The organism is Vibrio sp. 1F253 (assembly GCF_041439295.1).
In the GTDB taxonomy this organism is placed as follows: domain Bacteria; phylum Pseudomonadota; class Gammaproteobacteria; order Enterobacterales; family Vibrionaceae; genus Vibrio; species Vibrio tasmaniensis_A.
Genome location: NZ_JBGONU010000011.1, coordinates 20,178 through 42,877, shown reverse-complemented (window position 1 = coordinate 42,877; position 22,700 = coordinate 20,178). Strand labels below are relative to the sequence as shown.

At 43.7% G+C, this 22,700-nt stretch carries 26 protein-coding genes; 5 read left to right on the top strand and 21 right to left on the bottom strand.

Translation table 11 applies throughout. From position 1 onward, the window contains the following. Nucleotides 1-12: 12 nt before the first annotated feature. Nucleotides 13-210: a hypothetical protein gene (locus ACED28_RS07985; RefSeq protein WP_371709609.1), complete on the bottom strand. Its 198-nt coding sequence runs from the start codon at nucleotides 208-210 to the stop codon at nucleotides 13-15. Here ACED28_RS07985 and ACED28_RS07980 point away from each other — a divergent pair. Then, nucleotides 210-1,361, top strand: coding sequence for an MFS transporter (locus tag ACED28_RS07980; RefSeq protein WP_017102114.1), 1,152 nt, complete (start codon nucleotides 210-212; stop codon nucleotides 1,359-1,361). The two genes, ACED28_RS07985 and ACED28_RS07980, sit on opposite strands and share 1 nt — an antisense overlap. A 152-nt stretch (nucleotides 1,362-1,513) precedes the next feature. Here ACED28_RS07980 and ACED28_RS07975 read toward each other — a convergent pair whose 3' ends face one another. The 3 genes from ACED28_RS07975 to ACED28_RS07965 form a co-directional block, all read right to left on the bottom strand. After that, the gene (locus tag ACED28_RS07975) at nucleotides 1,514-1,849 is read right to left on the bottom strand and encodes a winged helix-turn-helix domain-containing protein (RefSeq protein ID WP_012600601.1); all 336 of its coding nucleotides are present in this window, start codon (nucleotides 1,847-1,849) and stop codon (nucleotides 1,514-1,516) included. A 171-nt stretch (nucleotides 1,850-2,020) separates the two neighbouring features. Continuing rightward, on the bottom strand, nucleotides 2,021-2,371 hold the full coding sequence (locus tag ACED28_RS07970; RefSeq protein ID WP_102257999.1) for a winged helix-turn-helix domain-containing protein: 351 nt from the start codon (nucleotides 2,369-2,371) through the stop codon (nucleotides 2,021-2,023). A gap of 144 nt (nucleotides 2,372-2,515) precedes the next feature. Then, a complete protein-coding gene (locus ACED28_RS07965; protein WP_017097624.1) occupies nucleotides 2,516-3,409 on the bottom strand; it encodes a helix-turn-helix domain-containing protein in 894 nt (297 codons plus the stop codon). Between the two features lie 50 nt (nucleotides 3,410-3,459). Here ACED28_RS07965 and ACED28_RS07960 point away from each other — a divergent pair, with 50 nt between their 5' ends. Next, nucleotides 3,460-4,857, top strand: coding sequence for an MATE family efflux transporter (locus tag ACED28_RS07960; RefSeq protein WP_102582289.1), 1,398 nt, complete (start codon nucleotides 3,460-3,462; stop codon nucleotides 4,855-4,857). 120 nt (nucleotides 4,858-4,977) lie between these two features. Here the strand turns inward: ACED28_RS07960 and ACED28_RS07955 are convergent, their stop codons facing one another. Then, nucleotides 4,978-5,373 carry a nitrous oxide-stimulated promoter family protein gene (locus tag ACED28_RS07955; RefSeq protein WP_065680040.1) on the bottom strand — a complete coding sequence of 132 codons (396 nt, stop codon included), beginning with the start codon at nucleotides 5,371-5,373 and terminating at the stop codon, nucleotides 4,978-4,980. Nucleotides 5,374-5,466: 93 nt separating this feature from the next. Between ACED28_RS07955 and ACED28_RS07950 the strand changes: the two genes are divergently transcribed. Beyond that, complete coding sequence (locus ACED28_RS07950; RefSeq protein ID WP_009845393.1) at nucleotides 5,467-5,697, top strand: DUF2986 domain-containing protein; 231 nt, start codon at nucleotides 5,467-5,469, stop codon at nucleotides 5,695-5,697. 129 nt (nucleotides 5,698-5,826) lie between these two features. Here ACED28_RS07950 and ACED28_RS07945 read toward each other — a convergent pair whose 3' ends face one another. The 9 genes from ACED28_RS07945 to ACED28_RS07905 form a co-directional block, all read right to left on the bottom strand. Beyond that, nucleotides 5,827-6,750: an ABC transporter substrate-binding protein gene (locus tag ACED28_RS07945; protein ID WP_371702084.1), complete on the bottom strand. Its 924-nt coding sequence runs from the start codon at nucleotides 6,748-6,750 to the stop codon at nucleotides 5,827-5,829. Nucleotides 6,751-6,752: 2 nt separating this feature from the next. Then, nucleotides 6,753-7,628: a metal ABC transporter permease gene (locus tag ACED28_RS07940; RefSeq protein ID WP_012600593.1), complete on the bottom strand. Its 876-nt coding sequence runs from the start codon at nucleotides 7,626-7,628 to the stop codon at nucleotides 6,753-6,755. After that, nucleotides 7,628-8,362, bottom strand: coding sequence for a metal ABC transporter ATP-binding protein (locus ACED28_RS07935; protein ID WP_371709608.1), 735 nt, complete (start codon nucleotides 8,360-8,362; stop codon nucleotides 7,628-7,630). Before ACED28_RS07935 ends, ACED28_RS07940 begins: the two co-directional genes overlap by 1 nt. Continuing rightward, nucleotides 8,362-9,297, bottom strand: a complete 936-nt coding sequence (locus tag ACED28_RS07930) for a metal ABC transporter solute-binding protein, Zn/Mn family (protein WP_269336403.1) — start codon at nucleotides 9,295-9,297, stop codon at nucleotides 8,362-8,364. Before ACED28_RS07930 ends, ACED28_RS07935 begins: the two co-directional genes overlap by 1 nt. Before the next feature lie 49 nt (nucleotides 9,298-9,346). Continuing rightward, a complete protein-coding gene (locus tag ACED28_RS07925; RefSeq protein ID WP_371702088.1) occupies nucleotides 9,347-9,943 on the bottom strand; it encodes a DUF6162 family protein in 597 nt (198 codons plus the stop codon). After that, nucleotides 9,940-10,275, bottom strand: a complete 336-nt coding sequence (locus tag ACED28_RS07920; protein WP_012600589.1) for a hypothetical protein — start codon at nucleotides 10,273-10,275, stop codon at nucleotides 9,940-9,942. Before ACED28_RS07920 ends, ACED28_RS07925 begins: the two co-directional genes overlap by 4 nt. Before the next feature lie 115 nt (nucleotides 10,276-10,390). Continuing rightward, nucleotides 10,391-11,227, bottom strand: coding sequence for a DUF4198 domain-containing protein (locus tag ACED28_RS07915; RefSeq protein WP_017102108.1), 837 nt, complete (start codon nucleotides 11,225-11,227; stop codon nucleotides 10,391-10,393). 85 nt (nucleotides 11,228-11,312) lie between these two features. Beyond that, entirely contained in the window at nucleotides 11,313-11,831 is a 519-nt protein-coding gene (locus ACED28_RS07910) for a DUF2271 domain-containing protein (protein WP_371709607.1), read from the bottom strand. Between the two features lie 70 nt (nucleotides 11,832-11,901). Continuing rightward, nucleotides 11,902-12,531 (bottom strand): PepSY-associated TM helix domain-containing protein, encoded by a 630-nt coding sequence (locus tag ACED28_RS07905; RefSeq protein WP_102249612.1) that lies wholly within the window; start codon nucleotides 12,529-12,531, stop codon nucleotides 11,902-11,904. A 367-nt stretch (nucleotides 12,532-12,898) separates the two neighbouring features. Here ACED28_RS07905 and ACED28_RS07900 point away from each other — a divergent pair, with 367 nt between their 5' ends. Beyond that, on the top strand, nucleotides 12,899-13,216 hold the full coding sequence (locus ACED28_RS07900) for a hypothetical protein (protein WP_371709606.1): 318 nt from the start codon (nucleotides 12,899-12,901) through the stop codon (nucleotides 13,214-13,216). Between the two features lie 338 nt (nucleotides 13,217-13,554). Here ACED28_RS07900 and ACED28_RS07895 read toward each other — a convergent pair whose 3' ends face one another. The 7 genes from ACED28_RS07895 to ACED28_RS07865 all read right to left on the bottom strand — a co-directional run bounded on the left by ACED28_RS07895 (nucleotide 13,555) and on the right by ACED28_RS07865 (nucleotide 20,782). Then, nucleotides 13,555-14,733 carry a tetratricopeptide repeat protein gene (locus tag ACED28_RS07895; protein ID WP_371709605.1) on the bottom strand — a complete coding sequence of 393 codons (1,179 nt, stop codon included), beginning with the start codon at nucleotides 14,731-14,733 and terminating at the stop codon, nucleotides 13,555-13,557. After that, entirely contained in the window at nucleotides 14,730-15,350 is a 621-nt protein-coding gene (locus ACED28_RS07890) for an energy transducer TonB (RefSeq protein WP_009845405.1), read from the bottom strand. The genes ACED28_RS07895 and ACED28_RS07890 overlap by 4 nt, the downstream gene beginning before the upstream one ends. 19 nt (nucleotides 15,351-15,369) lie before the next feature. After that, complete coding sequence (locus ACED28_RS07885; RefSeq protein ID WP_004731145.1) at nucleotides 15,370-15,774, bottom strand: biopolymer transporter ExbD; 405 nt, start codon at nucleotides 15,772-15,774, stop codon at nucleotides 15,370-15,372. Further along, on the bottom strand, nucleotides 15,771-16,331 hold the full coding sequence (locus ACED28_RS07880; RefSeq protein WP_010429842.1) for a MotA/TolQ/ExbB proton channel family protein: 561 nt from the start codon (nucleotides 16,329-16,331) through the stop codon (nucleotides 15,771-15,773). Before ACED28_RS07880 ends, ACED28_RS07885 begins: the two co-directional genes overlap by 4 nt. After that, nucleotides 16,331-17,707, bottom strand: a complete 1,377-nt coding sequence (locus ACED28_RS07875; RefSeq protein WP_371709604.1) for a MotA/TolQ/ExbB proton channel family protein — start codon at nucleotides 17,705-17,707, stop codon at nucleotides 16,331-16,333. The genes ACED28_RS07880 and ACED28_RS07875 overlap by 1 nt, the downstream gene beginning before the upstream one ends. Then, nucleotides 17,707-18,474, bottom strand: coding sequence for a DUF3450 domain-containing protein (locus ACED28_RS07870; RefSeq protein ID WP_371709603.1), 768 nt, complete (start codon nucleotides 18,472-18,474; stop codon nucleotides 17,707-17,709). The genes ACED28_RS07875 and ACED28_RS07870 overlap by 1 nt, the downstream gene beginning before the upstream one ends. Nucleotides 18,475-18,652: 178 nt before the next feature. Further along, nucleotides 18,653-20,782 (bottom strand): TonB-dependent siderophore receptor, encoded by a 2,130-nt coding sequence (locus ACED28_RS07865; protein WP_371709602.1) that lies wholly within the window; start codon nucleotides 20,780-20,782, stop codon nucleotides 18,653-18,655. A 560-nt stretch (nucleotides 20,783-21,342) separates the two neighbouring features. On the opposite strand from ACED28_RS07865, the gene ACED28_RS07860 reads away from it, so the two are divergent. After that, the gene (locus ACED28_RS07860) at nucleotides 21,343-22,647 is read left to right on the top strand and encodes a dicarboxylate/amino acid:cation symporter (RefSeq protein WP_012600580.1); all 1,305 of its coding nucleotides are present in this window, start codon (nucleotides 21,343-21,345) and stop codon (nucleotides 22,645-22,647) included. The last annotated feature ends 53 nt before the right edge of the window (nucleotides 22,648-22,700 follow it).

The window sequence follows — 22,700 nt, the reverse complement described above, 5'->3', positions numbered from 1 at the left end:
GCTTTCAAACCATCATAAACATAATCCTAATGGCTTTTCGTCCGCATAAAATCTCGCCAAATCGTAAATTCCGCTATGGTATTTTAGCTCAAGATCTCGATAAATTTCCTTTATCTTAACGACCATTTTTATTCGTTTTACCCAATTCAATTTCTCCTCCATAGTCGCGGAAAATTCATCGTTTCTTTCACTATTTAGAGGCTCCTGCATTGGACAACATCCAACCAACAACTCGCATAACTGTTCCGGTTATTGCATTGTCTTTTTACGCGATCGCTTCAGGCTATTTAATGAGTTCATTACCATTAATGTTGTCTGAGTATGGCTTAGACAAAAATCTATCGAGTTGGTTGGCGAGTGCATTCTATGCAGGGCTTTTAACCGGTACGTTATTGATTGAACGTGCGATTGCACGTGTTGGTCACAGAGATGCGTTTGTTATCGCTCTGGCTATTTTTATCGCAACGATCCTCGTATTACCACTCATCCCACATCAAGCGGTATGGTTATTGGCCCGCTTTGTCGCTGGTGTAGCGGTTGCAGGTATCTTCGTGATTGTAGAGTCTTGGTTAATGAGCGGTGACGAATCTCAGCGCGCGAAACGCTTAGGCGTTTACATGTGTTCGCTATACGGCGGCTCTGCCGTTGGCCAACTCGGCATCGGTTACCTTGGTATTACAGGTGGCGTACCTTTCATTGCAATGTTCACCTTGTTGTTTGGTGCAATCATTGTGTTGATGTACGGACAAGCGACAGCACCACAAATTCACGATGCGCAGTCTTTATCATTAAAGCAAATCAGCAAACTGAGCCACAGCGCTTTGATTGGCTGTATTGTATCTGGATTAACACTTGGATCTATTTACGGGCTGATGCCTGTTGAGCTTGCTCAACGCAACATCGCACATCAAGATATTGGCGGTTTGATGGCGTTAGTGATTATGGGTGGTATGGCCGTTCAACCAATGGTGACATGGTTATCTCATCACATAGGACAAGTGTTATTGATGGCGCTGTTCTGCTTACTAGGGGTTGCAAGCATTGGTGTACTAACGATTAACCATGATTTTTATGTTCTTGGTATGAGCTTGTTTGTGTTAGGTATGGCGACTTTTGCACTTTACCCAATCGCGATTAACTTGGGTTGTCGTAACTTAGACCCGAGCTACTTGGTCTCAGTGACTCAGGTTATGTTGTTGTGTTACAGCATCGGTTCAGTCGCAGGACCATTGGTTGCAGATAGCTTTATGGATTCACAAGCGGGATTATTCACTTACCTGTTCGCGTCTCTACTCGCTACAACGATCTACATGTTGATTGCTAGCTTAAAACGCTCTCCTCTACAGATTGCAGGCGAGTAAGTTCGAATGACAACTATCCTCCTCAGGTAGGATAGTTACCTCTAGAGCTCTTAGTTATGACTTTCCGTCTAACGAAGAGCTCTTTTTGTTTGATGACTTCTGAGCAAAAGTCGACAAAAGCATCAATACTAGAAATAGAGGTGTTCTTCAGGTTAAGGCTGAAATATGTAGCCTTCACCAGTAATGGTAATGATTAGGCCATCCCCGAATAGTGATCTGATCTCAGATATCGCAACAATCACTGACGAGTTAGTGACTGACCCATTCTCCCAGCCAATCTTCTTCAATTGCCCGACACTGAACAATTTCCCTCGGTTTTGATTCATAAACAGAATGATCTTACGATACGCTAAAGGCATGGTAGCGAGAACATAGCCATTTTCAACATTGCGAATAAGTTTGGTGTCGAGTTCAACTATTTTTCCGTTGAGTTCAAGTATTACGTTGTGTTCAGAGTGGTGAGTATCTATTACAGGATAGGCGTCCATTTTTATACAGTTCCCTTACGATATAGCCAGCAACAAAGTTAAATTCAGTCATTTTTGTATAACGTCGCTTATAAGTGGACGTTTAAAATCGAAGATAATGAAAGCAGCGTATACGGTAAAGAGATTAAATTTTTATTATTAATATATGAACAGGATATCAATAAAGGGAAATTAATCCTCCAGTACATAACCTTCGTTAGAAACCGTTTTTATACAACGACAGTCTAAGATCCTTCTTATCTCGTAGATAGCAACCAATACTGAAGCAGATGTCACGGCTTTACCCGACCAACCTACACGCTTCAAAACTCGCTTACTGATTACATGTCCTTTATTTTGATACAAGTAAAAAAGAACCTTACGATGAGGCTCTGAAAGCGTCCCTATTATCGAGCCACACTCCTGCTTTCGGACGATCCTCGTATCAGATTGAAACTCTTTTTTATTTAGAACCCACTTAGACGGAAGTTTAAAATCGTCTACGTGATCCGCTATTTTTTGTATGGATTCCTCACGTTTCATAAGCAGTTGTCTTTTAAGATATTTCCAATATTATCGAATGGTACAAAAATACTAATTTGATAGATCACTTAATACCGTACATTTACTGCAAAATTGATCTTGTGGAATTGTTCTAAGAAACGAATTTTTAGTGGACAACCAGCACTACCCGGTAAGTCGATGGCTTTTACGGTATTGGCTTGGAGATAAACCAAAATGCTTTTTAAAGCGATGTGAGAAGTTATAAGGATCTTTGTAACCCAAACGGTTGGCAATCATCGATACCGACCAATCTTGGTATTTTAACAAGCTGGTCGCTTTATCCATTCTTAGTTGAATCAACTTGCTGCGTGGTGATAAGTCGAAGAGCGTTTTGGTAACTCGATTAAGCTGCTCTTCGCTGATAAACACCCTTTGAGCCATACCAGCTACTGTCCATGGTTGATGCAGACTACTTTCAATCTCATTATAGAGCGCTTGAACACGAGCAGTGGTGCTTGTTGATTTGGGTTCAAACCCCGTCAACGTTCGGACTATTTCACTCAAGAGTAACTTACGGTAACTGGCTCGGCCCCCTATCTCAAAGTAAACCAAGTTCATTAGTGACCAGATCTGCTCACACTCTCCAAAAGGCACAATCCCCTGACCTAAACTTGCTATGTGCTGCCACTGCTTAGTATCGGGGGTCAACATCCACGCCATTTTCCAATAGTTATATTGCGGGTCGAGTTCAAAACGAAATGGGGTTCCGGCAGGAAGAACCACCAGCGTATACGGTGTAATCGCTTGTACTGATGTCGTGGTTGTTAGAATGCCGCCGCCTTCCATAGTGAAAATCAACGTATGAACATTAACGGATTCTCGCTCAACCCAATAACCATCGTATAGTTTTGCCATACCGCCCATATAGACACCAAAGCTTTTCATCTCTGGGATATCTTCAACGGTCAAAAAACGTTCTTTGCAATGTTCCGCGAGAAAAACATCATCTTGCCACGTTGATTTAGGCTCCATGGTATCAATGACGGATTCGCACAGGTTTTGTTGTTTTTTAAACATGTTGTTACTTCACTCAAATCACTATAGTTCTGCCATAAATCGGAGAGCTTATGACAACTAACATCAACCCTAACTCATCTATGAATAACAAGCCAGAGAGCATATTACCTCGTATCGTTAAACTTGGTTTGCCTGTTGCTTTGCAAAGTGCGCTGGTTGCTATTCTTGCCCTTGCTGACGTCTTGATGGTCAGTGATTTTGGTATGGAAGCTGCAGCCGCTGTGGGAATTGCATCAAAATGGCACTTCGTTGCTATTATGATTATGGCAGGGTTGGCCTCAGCAAACGGTACATTAGTCGCTCAATACTGGGGAAAGAATGACCGAAAAAGCGCACGAACAGTATCATCCATCGCGATGGTGTTTGGTTTAAAAGTTCTGCTGCCTGTTACAGCAATCATCACTCTTGGTTCTCAGTTTTTAATGATGTTGCAAACTAGCGATCAAACCGTGATTGAGCTTGGAGCGACTTATCTATGGTATGGGTTCCCTGTTCTACTTCTAACTCACATTGTTGTAGTGGTAGAAGCAAGCATGCGCTCATCAGGTGACACCGTAACTCCACTATTGTTAGGTGGTATTACTATTGCACTCAACATTGCGCTTAACTTCGTTCTAATTAAAGGGGCTTTCGGCATTCCAGCAATGGGCGTTGCAGGTGCTGCATTGGCGACAACCTTAGCGCGATTGATTCAAGTGGGCTTAATGTATAGCTACATGCGTGTGCGTAAACACTGGCTGCTAACCACCCCAAGCTCACCACACCGTCCATCACTGTGGCTTTCTTACCGTCGTATTGCGTTGCCGCTAACGATGAATGCCGTGTTGTGGGCAATGGGTACCATGGCGTACCAAATGATCTTCGGTCACATGGGCACAACAGAGCTTGCGGTGTTCTCGATGCTCGCGCCGTTCGAATCGCTGTGTTACTCGATCTTCTTTGGTATCTCCGTAGCGTGTTCAGTATTGCTTGGCCATTCGCTGGGCCGTGATGAATTTGATGATGCTATGAGCATGGGTCTAACATTCATTAAAGCCGTCGTTGGCTTTGGCGCTGTCGTTGGCTTGCTACTGTTTATGGGTAAAGAGCATGTACTATCATGGTTAAACCTTTCCACAGATGCATTGTACCCGCTTGCTTCGCCAGCAATGATGATCATGTGTTTTGCAGTGGTGATTCGTATGCTCAACATGGTGATCATTAACGGTATTATTCGTGCTGGTGGTGATAACGCTTTCTGCCTTCGCATGGATTTCATCGCGATGTGGATGGTGGGCATTCCAGTGTGTGTTTATGGCGCGTTTGTCGCTGGATGGGACTTCAAATACATCTATGGTCTGATGTTGGTTGAAGAAGTGGTGAAACTGGCAATATGCTCGCACCGTTATTTGAGCCGACGCTGGATCAATAACCTGACGGTTACCTACGAAGAGCCTCAAGCGGTGTAGCTTTATACATAAAGTATTCTTTCTACAAGACTGCCTTCTGATAAGGCAGTTAGCAGAAACACAAAAGGTCTGAGCAATCAGACCTTTTTCGTTTCTTCTGCGACCAATTTAAAGCACCAGTTACTTCTTGTTCATTCGGATATGGCGATTAGACACATTCGGCAGTGGCTTCTCTGGCACTTTACGTTTCTCATGAATCAAATGCCTGATCGCTAAAATCGGATGCTTAAGTAGCATTCTTGGCCCTGCATAGCGCATCACTAAACGCATCTGCTCTTTAGGATCAGGCTTATAACAATGAATCGGACACTTGTTACAGGTCGGCTTTGCTTCGCCATAAGGGCATCTATCAAGTCGTGTCTCTGCATAACGCAACAGTTGCTCACACTCTTCACATAACGCGTTATTCTGACGAACCGCACCGTGGTGATCTTTACAGTAGATGTGCACCATCGCAATAACGGTTTTGTACTCCGTTGCGAGTTCGCCTTGTAGAATGTTGTTATGTTGGAACATGATTAATTACCTAATGAGAGACCGTACAGGTTGAGTTCTAGATCTAAAATGATTATCCTCCACCGCATAAACTAAATACAAGGCTATGCAGCAATGAACCGTAAGAAAAAAATCAATCAAATTCTAAAGAAAAGACAGAAACAGGCGAATTCTAAACTGCATGGTAGCAACAAGCCTCGCTATATTTCTAAAGCTGATCGCGCAAAAATGGAAGCTGAAGAGCAAGCGAAAGCCGCTCTAGAGCAAGCTGAGGGTTCAGTAGAGACAACGGTTGAAGCAGAAGAAGCTGGTATTGAAACTAAAGAAAAAAAAGCTGCAGAGTAAGCTTTTGACTCACGAGATACTCTTGCTCAGCGCTCAGATCAGAGCCTGTAGACAAGAACAAAAAAAGCAGCCTCTATTTAGGCTGCTTTTTTGATCCTACCGTATTAACCTAGCGACTTAGCGATTCAATTAACCTTTAAATGGTTTAACTTCCCAGCGTGCGAACGGCGCTTTTGCATTAATCCCTGCTCTTCCCCAGCGGTCTACCGAGTCAACAACAAGAATTCGCTCATTAGGCACCAATGACTTAATCAAAGTCGTCGGCTTTTTCGCTGTCACTAACCATAGCGCATCGTCTTCTGAAAACATCGCTTTGAGCTTCGCTTTATCTTGCTCTGTCCATTCCAGTTCAGCTTTGAACATACGTTCTTCAACAAACAGTTGGCTGCCAGAAGCAAAATCTTCCAAGCTTTCTGAAAGCAACAATACTGAATCTACATCGTTATCCAATAATACCGCTTGTTGCTTGTTAATCAGTTCACGAACATCAAGCATCACACGCTGCAAATTACGATCAATCGTCTCTGCTTGCGCTGGCCACAATAACTTAAAGTCGTCAGCCACGATAGCGGCCATTCGCGTTAGATTGGTTGGATTTAACCAAGCATACTTAGACACTTCACCACTCGATAGCGTCAACGCGGCGACACCTTGCGCGCGCGGTGTAATCGCTTGAGCGGCATCCACCTCAACCAAGCGGATGTTGCCTTGCCTTGCGTATACAAATGTAGGATCCGCTTGCCAAATAGATGACAGCGTTAACGCAACGGTCGCCTTCTCTCCTGACTTAAGCACCTTGCTTTCACCCTTAGTGCCAAACCAGTTAGGTAAGCGATCAATACCGTAGCGTTTTGGTGGTAGGTATTCGGTCGTAATGTCGGTGCCTTTGGTTAGCTCTGTCGCCAAAGCATAAGTCACAGGTGTACTGGTTAGGATATCCTCTGCATTAGCGTTCAGTGACACCACAGATCCAGCCATTAACACACTACCAAGTACACCCACTTGAGCCGCTGTTTTTACTGAGCTTGAAATACGATTCATTAAAGGAGTCATGGTTAAGCCTTTCTTATAATTCGGTATAGCGTTGCTGCTAGGAAAAACGTTGCAGAAACGATGATGATTGAAGCGCCTGACGGCACTGGCAGTTTAAGTTCCATCGGTAATACCGTTCCGACTAAACACGCGATGGTTGCCAGCAACGCAGAAAGCAAAACAAAGCTCCCCATGCGTTTAGTCAACAATCGTGCCGTCGCACCCGGAATCAGTAATAACGCGCCAACCAAAACGGCACCCACGATCTTCACCGCGGCAATCGTCACCAAAGTAATCATCATCACAAACAGGTAGTCATAGAAGCTGGTGTTATAGCCACGCACCTTGGCAATATCCGGGCTAATACAAGTGAGAAGAATACGGTTGAACGTCGGTATCAAGAGCAAAATGATGAGCGCGCAGCTGCCTGCAAGAATCGCTAAGTCTTGATCTGTTACCGTCAGAATCGAACCAAACAGCACATTCTCAAGCATGTGAATGTTGATCTTACGTGCCACGTACATCAACAATGCCGCGCCGACCGCTAAAGCGAGCGCAAGGAAAACGCCGACTAAAGTATCGTATGGCACATTGGTTCTGTTTCTTACAAAATGAAGAAGCAAAGCAAAGATCATACAGAAACTAAACAGACCAATAATTGGATTTTCTGGTGGCTCACCAAGCAAAACACCAATGGCAATACCGGTTAATGCGGCGTGACCTACCGCTTCAGAAAAGAATGCCAGACGCTTTGCAATGACCAAAGTACCAAGGCCACCTAATAACGGGCCCAATAACAACGCAGCAACCAGTGCATTCACCATAAACGCATACATGAAGCTGTCTGATAACCAACCCGCTTCAACGCCACTAATGGCAAGTTGTCGTAACCACTCCATTACGCAACCTCCTTCGATTTGGTGATGACAGATCCACTGCTATAATGCTGAAACAGACTCTCGATTTTAGTCGGGTGTAGTACTTGTTCATGTGGACCACTATCCACCAAGAATCGATTCACAACATGTACATTCGCTTCAAGACGACGTACTGCGGTTACATCATGGTGAACAGCAAGAATGGTACGCCCTTCATTAACGCATTCACGAACTAGCGATTCTAAATAACGAACGCCCTGCTCATCCATGCCAGTCGTAGGTTCATCCAACACCAATAGGCTTGGGTTATCCAATAAGGCTTGAGCAAACAACACACGTTGCTGCTCGCCACCCGACAATTGACCCATACGGCGGTCGCTACGAGTCGCCATTCCCACACGATCCAATTGTGCGAGTGCGAGATCCAATTGCTTAGACTTACGACGCCAAAACAGCGGAATTCGAGTTTGGTTAAGCAGGACGAAATCCATTACCGTCAGAGGTAAACTCGATTCGAAGGTCGCTTTTTGAGGAACGTAACCAATGCTTGGCTTTTGTGGCCAATGAATGTTGATTTGACCAGAGAAAGGCGTCAAACCAAGAACTGAACGTAGCAAAGAGGTTTTGCCACCGCCGTTTGGCCCCATGATCACATGGCACTCACCCGCTTTAAGATCTAGCGTGATATCATCAAGAATCACGTTGTTGTCGTATTGCAGACCGAGTTGGTTAATTGAAATCGATGGACCTTGCATTACGCCTTCCCGCTTTTAGTCTGGTTAGCCGCAGCAAATTTCATGGCTTCGATTAACGTTTCTAAGTTCTTCTTCATCTCAACTTCTACCTTATCGTCTTGATACTCACCGTGCGTCATGTGAGAGAAACGATAAAGCTGAACGCCTGTTTCTGCTTCAATCGTGTCAACAAAGCGGTTTGGCATGTTTAGCTCGTAGAACAGAACATCAATGCCTGATGCGCGGATTTTCTCGATCGTATCTTGCAGTTGGCTCGCACTTGGTTCAACACCGTGTGCAGGCTCAATCACCGCCGCAACATCCACACCAAACTCTTGAAGGATATAGCCATAAGCATTGTGCGTAGTCGCTACTTTCATACCTGATGTGTCGAGTTCGCCTAGTGACAACATCGCATCGCGCTTCATAAAGCGAAATTGCTTGGCGTATTTACGTGCGTTCTTGCGATAAAACGTAGCGTTGTCTGGGTCGAGCTTAGAAACTTCGCTCGCGATGGTGTAAACCTTTTGGATTGTTGTAGAAAGTCCAACAAACGTATGTGGGTTCACCGCGCCTTGGCCAACAGACTGGCCTAATGCAGGAAGTAGAGGTACTTCTTTGTTCGCTTCGATGACCATTAAATCATCACGTTGCGCAGCTGAAATGACTTTTAGTGCGAAGTCATCGTGGCCAATACCGTTTACCACGATTGCATCCATCTGGCTCAATCGCTTCAAGTCATTTGGTTGTGGTAAGTAGTTATGCGGGTTAAAGCCAGCATCAACCAAAGGAAGGATGTTCACTTTGTCACCTACCACTGCTTTTACGTAGCTATAGTAAGGCTGTAGGGTAATACCTATCGTCAACTTATCGCTGTCGACTGTGTATTCTTTTGCCAATGCATTGGGTGTCGATAACACCGCCATTAACGACATCAATAGAGTCATGAATCGCATAGTAAATCTCTTATTATTAGTCAGCATTTTGTTTTTCGAGAGTCCGGGATTAATGTGAAGAAGCTTCATGCTGATCAGCAACTTCTGACTCATTCACCACCAATTTCCAGCCTGCGGATTCCAATGTGTTTTCATCAAATTGAGTAGGTTGGCTTGCGACACCACCAAAGAAAATCCAGATTTCCGGAGAAACACTGTTCGCGTTCAAAACAAAGGAGTCCGCGAAGCCATGAGTGTTTGGCGTAGCTTGTTCGCTTGGTGTAGCGTATTCACTTGGCGTAGAGAAGTAATAACCACGCTCGTCCAATAACCAAGTATGAGAACCTTTGCGCTTCCAACTCTGGTCTTCAACAAAAGGCGCGACCCATTCGTCTTTCAGCGACACAACGCTTGGCCATTCGCCGTCTAAGTCCATGCGAAGATCTCGAATCTCTTCATGAGCCAAACGGAGTTCTGACAGCATCGCCAAGTTTTCTTGCTCAACATCAGTCACTAAGACTTGGTGATCAAGGGTCACTTCGATATGAGATTCTGCTTGATTAAACGGAATAGCAACCGTCGCAAAACAAAGGATGAATATAATGATTAGGCCAACCCACTTGCCCTCTCTTCCGCCTGTGTCAGCGCGTACACTTTGAATCATCATTTTTCTTTGATCTCTACAACGTCGACTTCAACAGGAAACTCGTGACCTGAATCAAACACAAGGTAAAACTCAGAGTTTGGGTTTGGAAATTCGACAATAGAGCGTTTATCCGTCATCTCTTTCGCTATCAAGTTATCTTCGTAGTCGTACATCGCGACTGCGTAATCTATCGCTTTACTACCATCAGAGTAACCCGCCTCACAGGCAACCGTTTTGCCTTCAAACCAACAGCTCATCAATGGAAAGTGTGCTTGCGCAGGTAATGCCGCTAAACCAAGCCCCAGAGCTAAGCACGGAGCAATTATGGTGTTTGCTTTTATTGTTATTTTCATCGTTCGTACCCTCGCCACGTTACAAATTTTCAGTGGTATACTGACCGTTAAAGGGCTCTAATGAGCCCTTGTCTTTTTTATCTAATAATCAGGAGCTTTCTCCCGATAAAACCGACTATTGAAGCAATGCTTCGAATGTCAGGTGCACATTCGTACTTGCTTTGTCTGCCAGTGGGTTGTCAACCAACTCACCTTTGTAGTTCGCTTTCATTACGTAACGACCCGCTACGTCTGGAGTAAACGTGATTTCACCGTTTTCATCGCTCACTACATCAATCTGCTCTTGGTGATTGCGGTAAAGCGTACCTTCACGAGTAATTTCCGCTTTCACGTCTTTCTGGATTTCACCGTTGTAGAAGAATTGGAATGTCACCGGTTCGCCTTCAACGATGTCTGAAGGGTGTGTAACAGGCTTCATTTCAAGAAGCTTGCCTTCAATTTTGAAAACTGAATCCGTTGGCTTGCCTACTGTGATGTAACTTTCTGCGCGAGTGAAACCAACTTGAGTTACCACGTCACGTGATTTTTCAGGTAATAAGGCATCACGCTCAGCTTTAGTCGCTTTAATCCATTTTACTGTGTCACGACGACCCGCTTTGTACTGTGTCCAGTACGTTGGTTCGTTGTTGATTGCTACTTTGTGTGTACCTTCTTCCTCAAAATAGAAATCAAACATTGAGCGACGCTTGCCTTTTACAACGAAGTTAGGACGCTCGTTACGGCCATCAGGCATGATAACGAATGCTTTATCACTTCCTGCTGGCTTATCAAAAACAAACGTACCGTGGGATGCCGTCACATCAAATGTTAACCAGTCACCACCTTCTTTAGAAACGGTGAAATGAGAAGGCAAAACCCAACGAGGGTGAGCTTGTGCTGTCGTCGTTGCTGCTAGACCGAACGCCATTACACCTGCAAGAGCAAGCGCCTTTATTTTTGTCTGTTTCATCATGTTCAATTCCATTATTTGTAATTTTTAATCGTGTCACTCAATGAGCGTCTACGATGGCTACCATTATTTATCGCTTCTTTATCTACTACTTAACGATATAGTTGAGCGTAATCTGACCGGTTTCTTCCGTTGGTTCTAATTGGTAAGAAGCATTTTTGTCAGTGAGTGCTGCTTTTTGGCGAAGATAGTTTCGGCCACCATGTTCACGTACAACTTCAATATGAACCGTGTATTCACCTTGCTCTAACGATTGACCGGCATCATTTTTGCCATCCCAAGCAAAACGATATTGACCAACAGGACGTGTTGCGGAAGTCACGGCATCAACGAGTTCGCGGTCGTAACGTCCGACTTTTCGCCACCAACTTCGTAAATCTTTAAGCCATTCATCTTGGCCGACCCAAAGCTCGATCGTTTTAACTGACTTTCTTTCACTGTTCTCTACCCATATCGCTACGTAAGGGCGCTTGTATGGAGAAGCCTCAATTCTTGGTAACTCGAAATGCACATCGAGCTTTGCTGTGTCAGGAAGCACCTCAGCCATGCCTAAGCTTGGTAAAAGAGACAAAGCAAGGAGCGATTTGCTCCAATTCATTTTTTTCATGTTTAACAACCTTTCAAATCCGTTGCGCCTTTAATTCACCTTCACACCGCCTCATGGATCGGATCGCGGGTTACGGTACGGCGACAAAATAGATAGCAAGTGAAATTGCAGACCCAAATACCGTCCATTTAATAGAGGTATTGAGTGTTTTTTTCTTAGGTAACAGTAAGCACACGCCAGTCAGTACAAAGAAGATCATCAGCAGCGCAGTGATATCGATAAACCACTTCCACACTTCACCGCTATTACGCCCTTTGTGTAGGTCATTCAACAATGCAATAACGCCATAATTCGTTGTTTCGACTTCCACCATTTCAGAAGTCACATCAACAAACACAGAAGCGTTGTAGCCAGGTCCTTTGAAGTCCATAGACACTTCACCGATGAGCAACTCACCGTCTTCAATCTCTGCGTAGATGTCTAACCCCGAAGGAACGCCAGATAGGTTTGCTTCTTCAAACAAAAACGTTTCAAAAGCAGACTCGTCGGCTTTCAGTCGACCGTCTTGAATCGTAAACAAACTCGTGGGAAGCGTTAGCGTAGAGTGTTGGATATTGGGTTGGCTGGATTCAAATAGCTCAGGGCGATTAAGGGTGATGCCTGTCACTGAAAAGAAAAGAACAACAAACAGCAGCGCCATAGAAATGTAAACATGAAGTCGACGAGCCCATGATTGAACTGCCCTACTTTTTAACGACATACAAACCAGTACCTATAGATTTTATGGCGATAATTTAGTTGATAATAATTCGTATTGGCATTCAATTTACATTGTTTACGTTTCTCGCGCGTCGCAAGGAAATTCACATAACATCTACTGAAGAACAATCGAACTGTATACATATAAGAATCGCGGCAATATAAGTGGGAAACGTAGATATCCTGAGCTCTAGAGCTTATAAAATGGCCCTGTTTAGTCGGAGTTCCGTGCATTTAAGAAAGGAAGTTGAAGCTATTTAGAACAGAGATCACTATCAAGGGCATTGGCATGACGATTAGCTCAAGAGTGGTTTAAGCTTATTGACTATAAAACAGACATAACCATGCAAGTTTAAAAGGATTTAGAAATGCGTATTATTGTAGCTTTGGCTGTATTGGTAACGGCTTGTACTAGCCAGATTGTTAGTACTGACGAACATGTCGAGAGTTACATCGGTTCCAATATTGCCGATGCTCAAACGTTGTATTTAACGCCCCACTCTCAAGCCGTTACATTTTGGGAGTCACGCACATTTGCTTGGGTGGAAACTCAAACCTCACTCGAGCATGGTGAAATACAACATTCTTTCAAAAACCCCTATCGTGACTGCACCATTAACTGGATTGTAGACCAAAGCGGAGTGATCATTGCGGGATCACACAGTGGCGAGATGTGCAGCCTTTAACTAGAATTCTCTTTATCTTTATACCAATCGTAGTAAATAACTGTTCATCCTAGCTGGTTAAAACACTCGATAACATCGTTAGAAATTTTGATTGTAGAATAACTACTTATCGAAAATTTCCGCCTTGTTCTCAAGCATTTTTCCTGCGCTATTTATGATCACTTACTTACTGTGATTGGTATTATTCTTACCTCAGTCAAACAACCGCACCGCTCAAGCACCAAGGTTTAAGGTTTAAGTCTATTGAATACAAAAAAAGGGTGTCATTTGAACATTCAAATGACACCCTTTCACTGTCTTATTTAGTACTCTGCTTTCTAGCTTCTAACTATATGTGATTAGGCGTTTCCACTTTCGCTGACCGTTCTCAGCTGGGTCAAATATTTGATCCACCCTTTAGCCTCAGAAGACGGTTCAATGTTGTTCGCGCGCTTAGCTTGAGCGAGAGCATTATCTAAGTTCTTCAACTTATACCATGAACGTACTTTCGCTAATGCAACGTCAGCTTGCTTGTTCTTGTCTTTCACTTTGTCTAAAACAACCAGAGCTCGCTTGTAGTAACCTTGCTGAACCAATAATTGAGCAACATTCCAATGGTATCGAGTGTTCATGTTCGACGCTAACGTCCACACTTCAATAGCATTGTCCCACTCTTTCGCTAGCTGCCAGTAGGTTGCTTGCTCAGCCAGAAGTTGAACATCGCTGTTTGCGTCATCTAACTTGCTGATTTCTTGCGCAGCGCGCTCAGGGATGCCTCGTTTCGCGTACAGTTGAGCAAGTAGCCTACGGTCTGAATTATTCAGTTCAACACCTTGTAGCTCAGCAAGCGCTAAGGTATTCAACGCATCTCGGCTACGCTCTAGTCTTAACTGAATCCCGACCAGTTGACGCCACCAGTTGTCTTTTTCGGGTTGAAGTTCAACTAAACTTTCTAACGTAGGAATTGATTGCTTCCATTGTTTTAACTGTAGTTGAGCACCCAGCTTTAACGAGAGAGGCGACAACTGTGGTTTTGAATTAAACTTGTTATGATTACCTATAGCCGCCAGTACTTTCGTCCAGTTTTCAATTTGGTATTCAGCTTGAGCAATTCGCATCCATAGCGTGTCTTTCTTTTCAGTTTCCGGTGCTGTTTTAACGAGCTCATAATAGTGTGGTAATGCCGCTTTAAAATGCTGCTCGCTAAGCAGCAAATCAGCTAACATACGTTTCGTTACCCAAGCTTGCTCATCGACCAATAAGCCACTATCCACTGCATAAGTAAGCTGCTTGATTGCCGTCTCTGTTTTACCATCTTGCCAGTAAAACACACCAAGCATGCGAGCGACATAGGCTTTGTCATAGCCTTTAGATAACTCTAAACTAGCCAAAACCTCAATCGCCTGTTTAACGTGCTCCTCTTGAGCAAGTTTATTCGCCTTTTGAACACGAATAACGGTGTATTGGGTTAGCTCTTTTGCCGGTACTGTAAGGGGCATTATCAACAAGCCCACTAATATCCATATCTGTTTCATCATTTTGCCAACTTAAACTCTAGTTTCACGGTTTGACCAACCTGAGCTACCGCTTTTCCATCGACGACTTTGGGTTGATACTTCCATTTTTTAAGTGCTCTTATCGCTTCACGTTCAAACATACGACGTGGATTTGCATCCGTAACTTGAATATCAACAGAACGTCCTGTTTCATCGATTGTAAAAGACAAAATGACATACCCTTCAGCGCCACGCTTGAGCGCTTTTGCTGGATAACGAGGTTCAACTCGATAAAGCGGCATTACCTGTTGATTTGACCCAAAATCAGAAAATGTTGGAGCGTTAATCGCTAGGCCTTCAATTGAAGTATTCAAATCCAGTGAAGACAGTGAAGACATTGAATTCAGAGGCGTTACTTCAGCTTGCGACTGAGACGTTTGCGCTTGCGGTGGCGGCTCTGGCATTTCGGGTTGTTCCGGGACTGCACGTTGTCTTCTCTGTACTTCTTGTTCTTGTTCAACCATCACCATGTTGAAACTTAACGTCTCACTGTTGTCTGGCGAACGTTGGTGTCCATTATCGACCATCCAAGCCATGAAAGAAAATAGTGCTAAACCCAACGCTCCCGCTAAAGGTAATGCAAGAAATAGGCGAATCATTGATTAAGATCCTCCCAGATCATCGCTTTTCAGCTGCAAGCGCAATATTTTTAACACCCGCACCTTTGGCAGCGTCCATCACTTTAACAACCGTACCGTTATAAGCGTGCTCGTCAGCCTGAATAACCAAAGAAGCATCAGGCTGTTCTAGCAACAAGTGTTCTAACGTCGCTTGAACACGTTCAACATCCACAACACGTTTGTCTATGAAGATGTCATTCGCAGAAGTAATCGCGACAAAGATACCTGCATCTTTTTGGCTCACTACATTTGAAGCTTGCGGGCGATTTACTTCAACACCAGATTCACGAACAAATGAACTCGTCACAATGAAGAAAATAAGCATGATGAATACGATATCAAGCATCGAAGTAAGGTCTATTTGAGCCTCTTCGTTTTTAGAATGACGTCGACCGAGTCTCATCGTTGACTCCTTAAAGATTTTTCTAATTTCAATTCTAAGCGGTTACAGACTTTCGCTAAGCGAGCGTGAACAAACATGCCAGCTAATGCAGCAACCATACCCGCCATCGTTGGCAGCGTTGCCAACGAGATACCTGAGGCCATCAATTTAGGATCACTGCTTCCTTGAGTCGCCATGACATCAAAAACGGAGATCATACCGGTTACGGTACCGAGCAAACCCAACATCGGACAAATAGCAACTAACAGCTTAATAAAATTCAAGTTTTGGTTAAGTAAGATACTCGCTTGGCCTAACCAACCTTCACGAATGGCTTTAGCATGCCAAGAAGAGTGATCTTCTCTTTCATGCCACTTTGCAATCCAAGCTTGGCGTTGCTTTGGAAAATAGAACGCAAGATAAAGCACGCGTTCTACCACAAGCACCCAATACACTAGGACAACAGCGGCTAGCCACCACAGGACGAAACCGCCCTGCTCCATAAAGCTTGATAAAGACAGCAGCCAGTCACTCGTTAACCAACTTGCTGGTAATAGAGAACCCGACAAAATATCCATTACGCAGCAGTCCCAACTGGTGAAACAACAGGTTTTGATTCAACCGTCTTTTCTGCCTGTTCAGCAACAAGGCCAATCCCTTGTTTCTCAAGAATATTGCGAATGTTCTCTGATTGAGTGCTAAGAATGTTATGTGCCAGTAGTAGTGGCATTGCAGCAACAAGACCAAGTACCGTTGTTACAAGCGCCATCGAAATACCACCCGCCATCACTTTAGGGTCGCCATTGCCAAACTGTGTGATCACTTGGAATGTTTCTATCATGCCGGTTACGGTACCTAGCAAGCCAAGCATTGGTGCTAGAGCAGCTAGAAGCTTCAGCATTGATAAACCTTTCTCTAGGTGAGTTTGTTCATCCACTACCGCTTCTAAAAGTCGCAGTTCTAATGCTTCTACTGTTTGATTTTTCTCTTTGCTGTAAACCGCAAGAACACGACCCAGAGGGTTGTCTCCCGCTTGTTCAGGTTTTTTAAGTTGAGCGCGAATCTTCTGACGAGCGATAGCCAAAGAAATACCACGAACCAATGCGATGATTAAGCCAATTGCCAACAAGCCAAGAATAACTTTACCAACTAGGCCACCTGCTTGCAGACGATCAACTAGGCTTGGTTCCAAAGCTAATTGTTCTAGCATGAATCCACGAGAGGGATCGACGACCACGTTAGACACTTCGCCATTAGCTAAAGTAGAAAGCGACGCCAGTGTTGGACCTTGTGAAGGCTGCTTCAAGTAAACAATCGCATCTTGATGTCTAGCATCCCACCATACGTAACCTGACTCAGCAACTAAGCCAATAGAACCCAGTCGATAAGCTTCTGCCTTTTCAGTAACCCCTTCACTATTAACTAGTGAAACTGTCGACTTGCTTATCTCTGAACTTGCTTGAATTTGCTCCATCATGCTCAACCAAAGACCTGTTAACTGGGGCATTGACGGTAATGATTTTGCGTCCACGATTTGATAAACAGTTTCTGTATGCGCTGCGCGATCTACGTTAGTTACTGTATCCGTAAGCTCATGTTCAAGGTCTTTTGCATTTTGTCTTACAACGCCAAACAACTCACCTAAGCTACCTGTTTCTAAACGCAGTTTCTCTTCTAAACGAGCAAGCTTGTTTTCGTTATCACTGAATGTCTGAGTCAGAACATCGGTCGCACCTTGAATAGAGCTACGTTTAGCTTCAAGCTGTGCTTTGATCGCTTTGAGTTGTTGTTCTGTCTTTTTAAAGTCAGCTTCACGAATTACGTTATGAGACGCTTGCGTGCGACTCTCTGATTTTGCTTTGTTAACAAGCTGAGCTGTCGTGTCTGATGCAGAGAAAGCAGAAAATGAAATTGACGTAATGCAAAGCAATGCTGCTAATGGCTTTAAGTTCATTACTTAACCTCCGCAACAGTTAAAGAAACAGGTAATGTGATTAAGCTTGGAGATGCTTGTTTATTAGCAATATCGTACGCTTTGTCCAACTCAGATTTCATGGAAGAATCCAACTCTTGCCATTGAGCACTATTTTGGTCCCAAGACCAATATTGAGTACCATTTAAGTTACGAGCGACCAGTGAAATGCGGCCAAGATGCAAAATATCAACTTCAAGCACTTTATCTTGACTTAACTCGACACGGCTTGAATAAGAACTTAGCTTAATACCGTAATCCACTTCAATTTGGTACGCCTCTAAAATACGGCGATATTTTTCAGCATCACTGACATCAGCACGAGTCATCATCGCTTTCAGCTTTTCAACGCGACGCAGACGGCTATTTGTCTTGAAAGGTAGATCGCTTTCAATAACTTCCTGGAGACCATCGAGCATCTTGTACATTAAAGGCACAACACCTTGACGTGTTAGTTTGATTTCGTCGATCTGCCCTTCAATACTCTGCGCTTCTTGATCTTGGCTCTTAACCAATGCGGCAAGATGATCGTGATAGATTTCTAAATTTTTCACTTCTTCTTGTAGACGCTCAACCTCAGCTTGCAGCAATAATGTTGCTTGTGAGCTTTTATCAATAACCTTTTGGCTCGAAGCCGACGCGTTATTGGTCTTGTTTTGAATTGATTGAGCTTGATCCAAGCTGTTTGCCATCGATGACGTTGCAACCAAACTGATGGCAAGTGCTAGGCTAGTTTTTAAAAGATTCATAATTGTAGTCATTTACTTTAGAAGAAGAACAAATGAGTTTTATTGATAAGCAGTCTCATTATCATTAAAAACCACTCGCATTGCTAGGGGTATTTTTACTAAATAGCAGAATCAAGAAAGGGGAAAGTCGAAACCTTCCCCTTAATATTTAAGCTACCAATAGTACCCTACTAACAAATTAGTATTTTACCTGTAACGTAGCCATGTAGTTACGACCTTCGCCAACAACAACGCCGCGAGTGCTGCCACCTTCTAGGTAATCTGTATCGAATAAGTTCTCTACATTAAAGCGTGCAACAAAGTCTAAGTTTTCATCGTACTTAATCGTATGTGCAACACCAGCATCTACACGAGTGTAAGCGTCTTTCTTAAACGTGTTAGCACTTTCAGTGTAACGCTCACCTACGTGATACACACCTAGGTTTACATCAGTACCGTTGTTGAATGCGTAAGTAGACCAGATGCTTGCAGTAAATTCAGGAACGTCTGCTGGTGTTTTACCATTAAGAGCAGGGTCATTCTTATATTCAGCATCTAAGAACATTGTTGATGCACTTACAGAGAACACATCCGTCACGTAGCCCGTCGCAGCTAGCTCCACACCAGTGTGAACTTGCTCACCCACCTGTGTAGTACGAGTATCTTTTGCATGAGATGCAGGAAGGTCTTCTGTAACTTGCATGTTCGTTTGTGTGATCTGGAATACTGCTCCTGATACGAATAAACGCTCATCAAACAGTTCCCACTTTGAGCCTAGCTCATAAAGTGTACCTTTCTTCGCATCTTGAGACTGGCCGAAGTTCACATCATCTTTATCAGAAATCTCACTTACAGGTTCAAAACTTTCAGAGTAAACCGCGTAAATAGAACCGTTTGGCGCCGGAGAGTAAATCGCACCGAACTTAGGTAGGATGTTATTGTAGCTCTCTTCTTTACCAGAACTGCTCGTCGTATCATCGTAAGCGAAACGAACACCAGCAAGTGCTTGCCACTGCTCATTGAACGTCACTAAATCTTGAAGATATAGACCGTAGTGTTGGCTCTTCGAGTGTGATACTGAATCATCGTTGTTATAGTGAATGTCTGCAGGCATATCAAAGCCTTTGCCACACTCTTTCATTGTGTCTGCTTCTGAAGCGTTAAAACAAGCATAGTCTGATACGTACAGGCGCTTGTAATCGTAGTGCAACCCATTTGCACCCACCAACAGACGGTGATTCACACCAAATGCATCAACATCACCAGTAAAATCCACGTAAGCCGTATCAAACGTCCACTCATCATGACGGTCTGACATTTTGTAACCATAACCTAGTGTTTTCTTGGTTTTTCTGTCTTTCTTTGAATCAATAACGTTATCTGATTCAGTACGGCGACGTTCGTAAAACTGACGACTGATACCCGATTTAACTGCCCATGTATCGCTCAAGTTTGCTGTAACAGCCACACCGTAGTTTGCTACGTCGTTGTCTGTTTGTGCGAAGCGTTGGTCATTAACCGTATTTGGGGTAATCGCTTTACCTGTTTTCGTATCAATCTTTGAGCCGTTATCTAGATCACCCAACTCTTGAGTACGGTCGTAATGCGCAGATAGCATCACATCTTCGTTGATATCGTAATCAACAAATAGGCCACCAACAAAGCGGTCAGTCTCTACATCTGTGCCGTCAAAACGTGTGCGGTAAGAGTCTTGGTTTTCTTGTGAAACAATAAGACGAGCACGTAGAGTTTGATCATCGTTCAATGAACCGCTTACATCAGCGGTAGTACGTGTGTAGCTGTCAGAACCAATGTCTTGGCTTACGCTAACTTGAGTTTCATACGTAGGCTTCTTAGCAACCATGTTAACAAGGCCACCAGGTGCTGATTTACCGTAGAGCAAACCTGCAGGACCTTTTAGTACTTCAACACGTTCTAGTAGTTCTACCGGTTGACGGTAATGAGACCAGTGCTGAACGCCATCGCGCAAGTAACCAGAACTGCTTCCTAGAGAGAAACCACGTAGGTTGAAGCGCTCACGGTTTGTTGATTTAGAACCCGCTGAAATTGACGCATCATTTTTTAATACTTCGCCAAGCGTGCTTGCGCGTTGCTCATCAATGATTTGTTCACTGATAATCGTAACTTGTCCTGGAGTCTCTAATTGAGTCGCCTCCATGCGCATTGCTGTTGTATTCGTGTCGGCTTTATAACCGTAATCACGACCTTCAACAACCATATGCTCGTCAGTTTTTACTGCTTCTGCCAATACTGCTGGTGAAGCTAATGCTGCGCCGATCACTAAAGCCAATGGCTTTTTTGAAAACATGTCCTTTTCTCCACTTTTATTCTTTTAGACGAACACTTTGTTATTTATTCGATGTGTCCGTTAGACCGTTTCCGGTACCACTGAATTATTTCGAGGGGGGAATATAAGTGATAACTATTACTATTTGCATTAAATTTACATTCTTTGCATTCGTAAAGTTTTGTAAAGACGAGCTGACGAGTCGTTAGCCTGCAGTTAAAAGAAACCAATTCAATACAGTCATTTAACGAGCACTTGAATTAAAAATCGGTTCTCTGCGCCAAACTTTTTGAAACACCGCCATTTGCGCAGTCAATGTAATAAGCAAACATCTATAACAAAATCCTCTTATCTTATTTATTACCTTCAGAACGACGATTTTTTGTATAAAACACTCGATAAATGTAAATGAATGGTGAATTATTTTGTTTTAATTTGTTTTATTTGAACGATTATCAGTGATTATGATCACATCTGTAATTCCAAACTCATTTTTTGTTTTTCGATTTAAACAACCGACTGCTAATCTCCTGCTCACTTTGGAAAGGTATCAAAGTTATAAATAATAAGGAGTGTTCTAAATGAATACCAAGAAACCTATGTCTCTAACTGGTCGAGTTATCCTCGGCATGGTCGTGGGCATATTAACGGGATTTGCCATTCAATCCCTTTTTGCAGACAGCGGATTTGTTAACAACTACATCGTTAACGGACTCTTTGAAGTAGGCGGACAGATCTTTGTCGCCAGTTTAAAAATGCTTGTTGTACCACTCGTCTTCGTTTCACTCGTGTGCGGTACAAGCTCTCTTAAAGATTTATCAACTCTTGGCCGTATGGGGGGCAAAACGCTTGCACTTTATATCGGTACTACAGCCGTTGCTATCACTCTAGCATTGACTATAGGTAACCTGTTCCAACCTGGAGCGGGTGCGGATCTTACTGCTGCGAGCTCTTTCAAATCAGCTGATGCTCCTTCTTTGGGCCAAGTCATCATCGACATGTTCCCGACCAACCCTATTCAGGCGATGGCTGAGGGCAAAACGCTACAAGTTATCGTATTTGCTGTGTTGTTTGGTATTGCAATCAGTGCAGCGGGTAAACCAGGTGAGCGTATCGCTGCGGTTTTCTCTGATTTGAACGAAGTAATCATGAAACTGGTTGCGCTGCTGATGAACCTTGCGCCTTACGGTGTGTTCTTCTTGATGGCGAAGCTGTTCTCTGGCCTTGGTTTAAGCGCAATTTGGAACCTAGCGGAATATTTCTTAGTGTTAGCTGGTACTCTACTGTTACACGGTTTAGTAACTTACAGTGCGATGCTTAAAGGGTTTACAGGCCTTAGCCCAATTACGTTCCTACGTAAGATGGAAGATGCAATCATGTTTGCATTCTCAACAGCATCTTCAAACGCAACGATTCCAGTGACAATGGAAACGGCTAAAAACCGCATGGGCGTAGACAACAAAGTCGCTTCGTTCACAGTTCCACTAGGCGCAACTGTCAACATGGACGGTACTGCTATCATGCAGGGTGTTGCAACGGCGTTTATCGCACAAGCGTACAACATCGACCTGACTATGGGTGATTACCTAATGGTGATCCTAACAGCGACACTGGCTTCTGTGGGTACCGCAGGTGTTCCAGGTGTTGGTCTTGTTATGCTAGCGATGGTATTGAACCAAGTTGGACTGCCGCTCGAAGGTATCGCATTAATCATGGGTGTTGACCGTCTTCTTGACATGATCCGTACTGCCGTAAACATCACTGGTGATAGTGCCGTAACTATCATTGTGGCTAAATCTGAAGGATCTTTTGACGAAGCTCGCTTCAATGACCCAGCAGCCGGTGAGAAAGAAGAAGAAGTAAAGCTAGCACGCCAACAGGCATGATCTAGCTTCTCTGGTGCTCTTACTTTCAAGTCAAGGCGCAATTAATGGCTGTG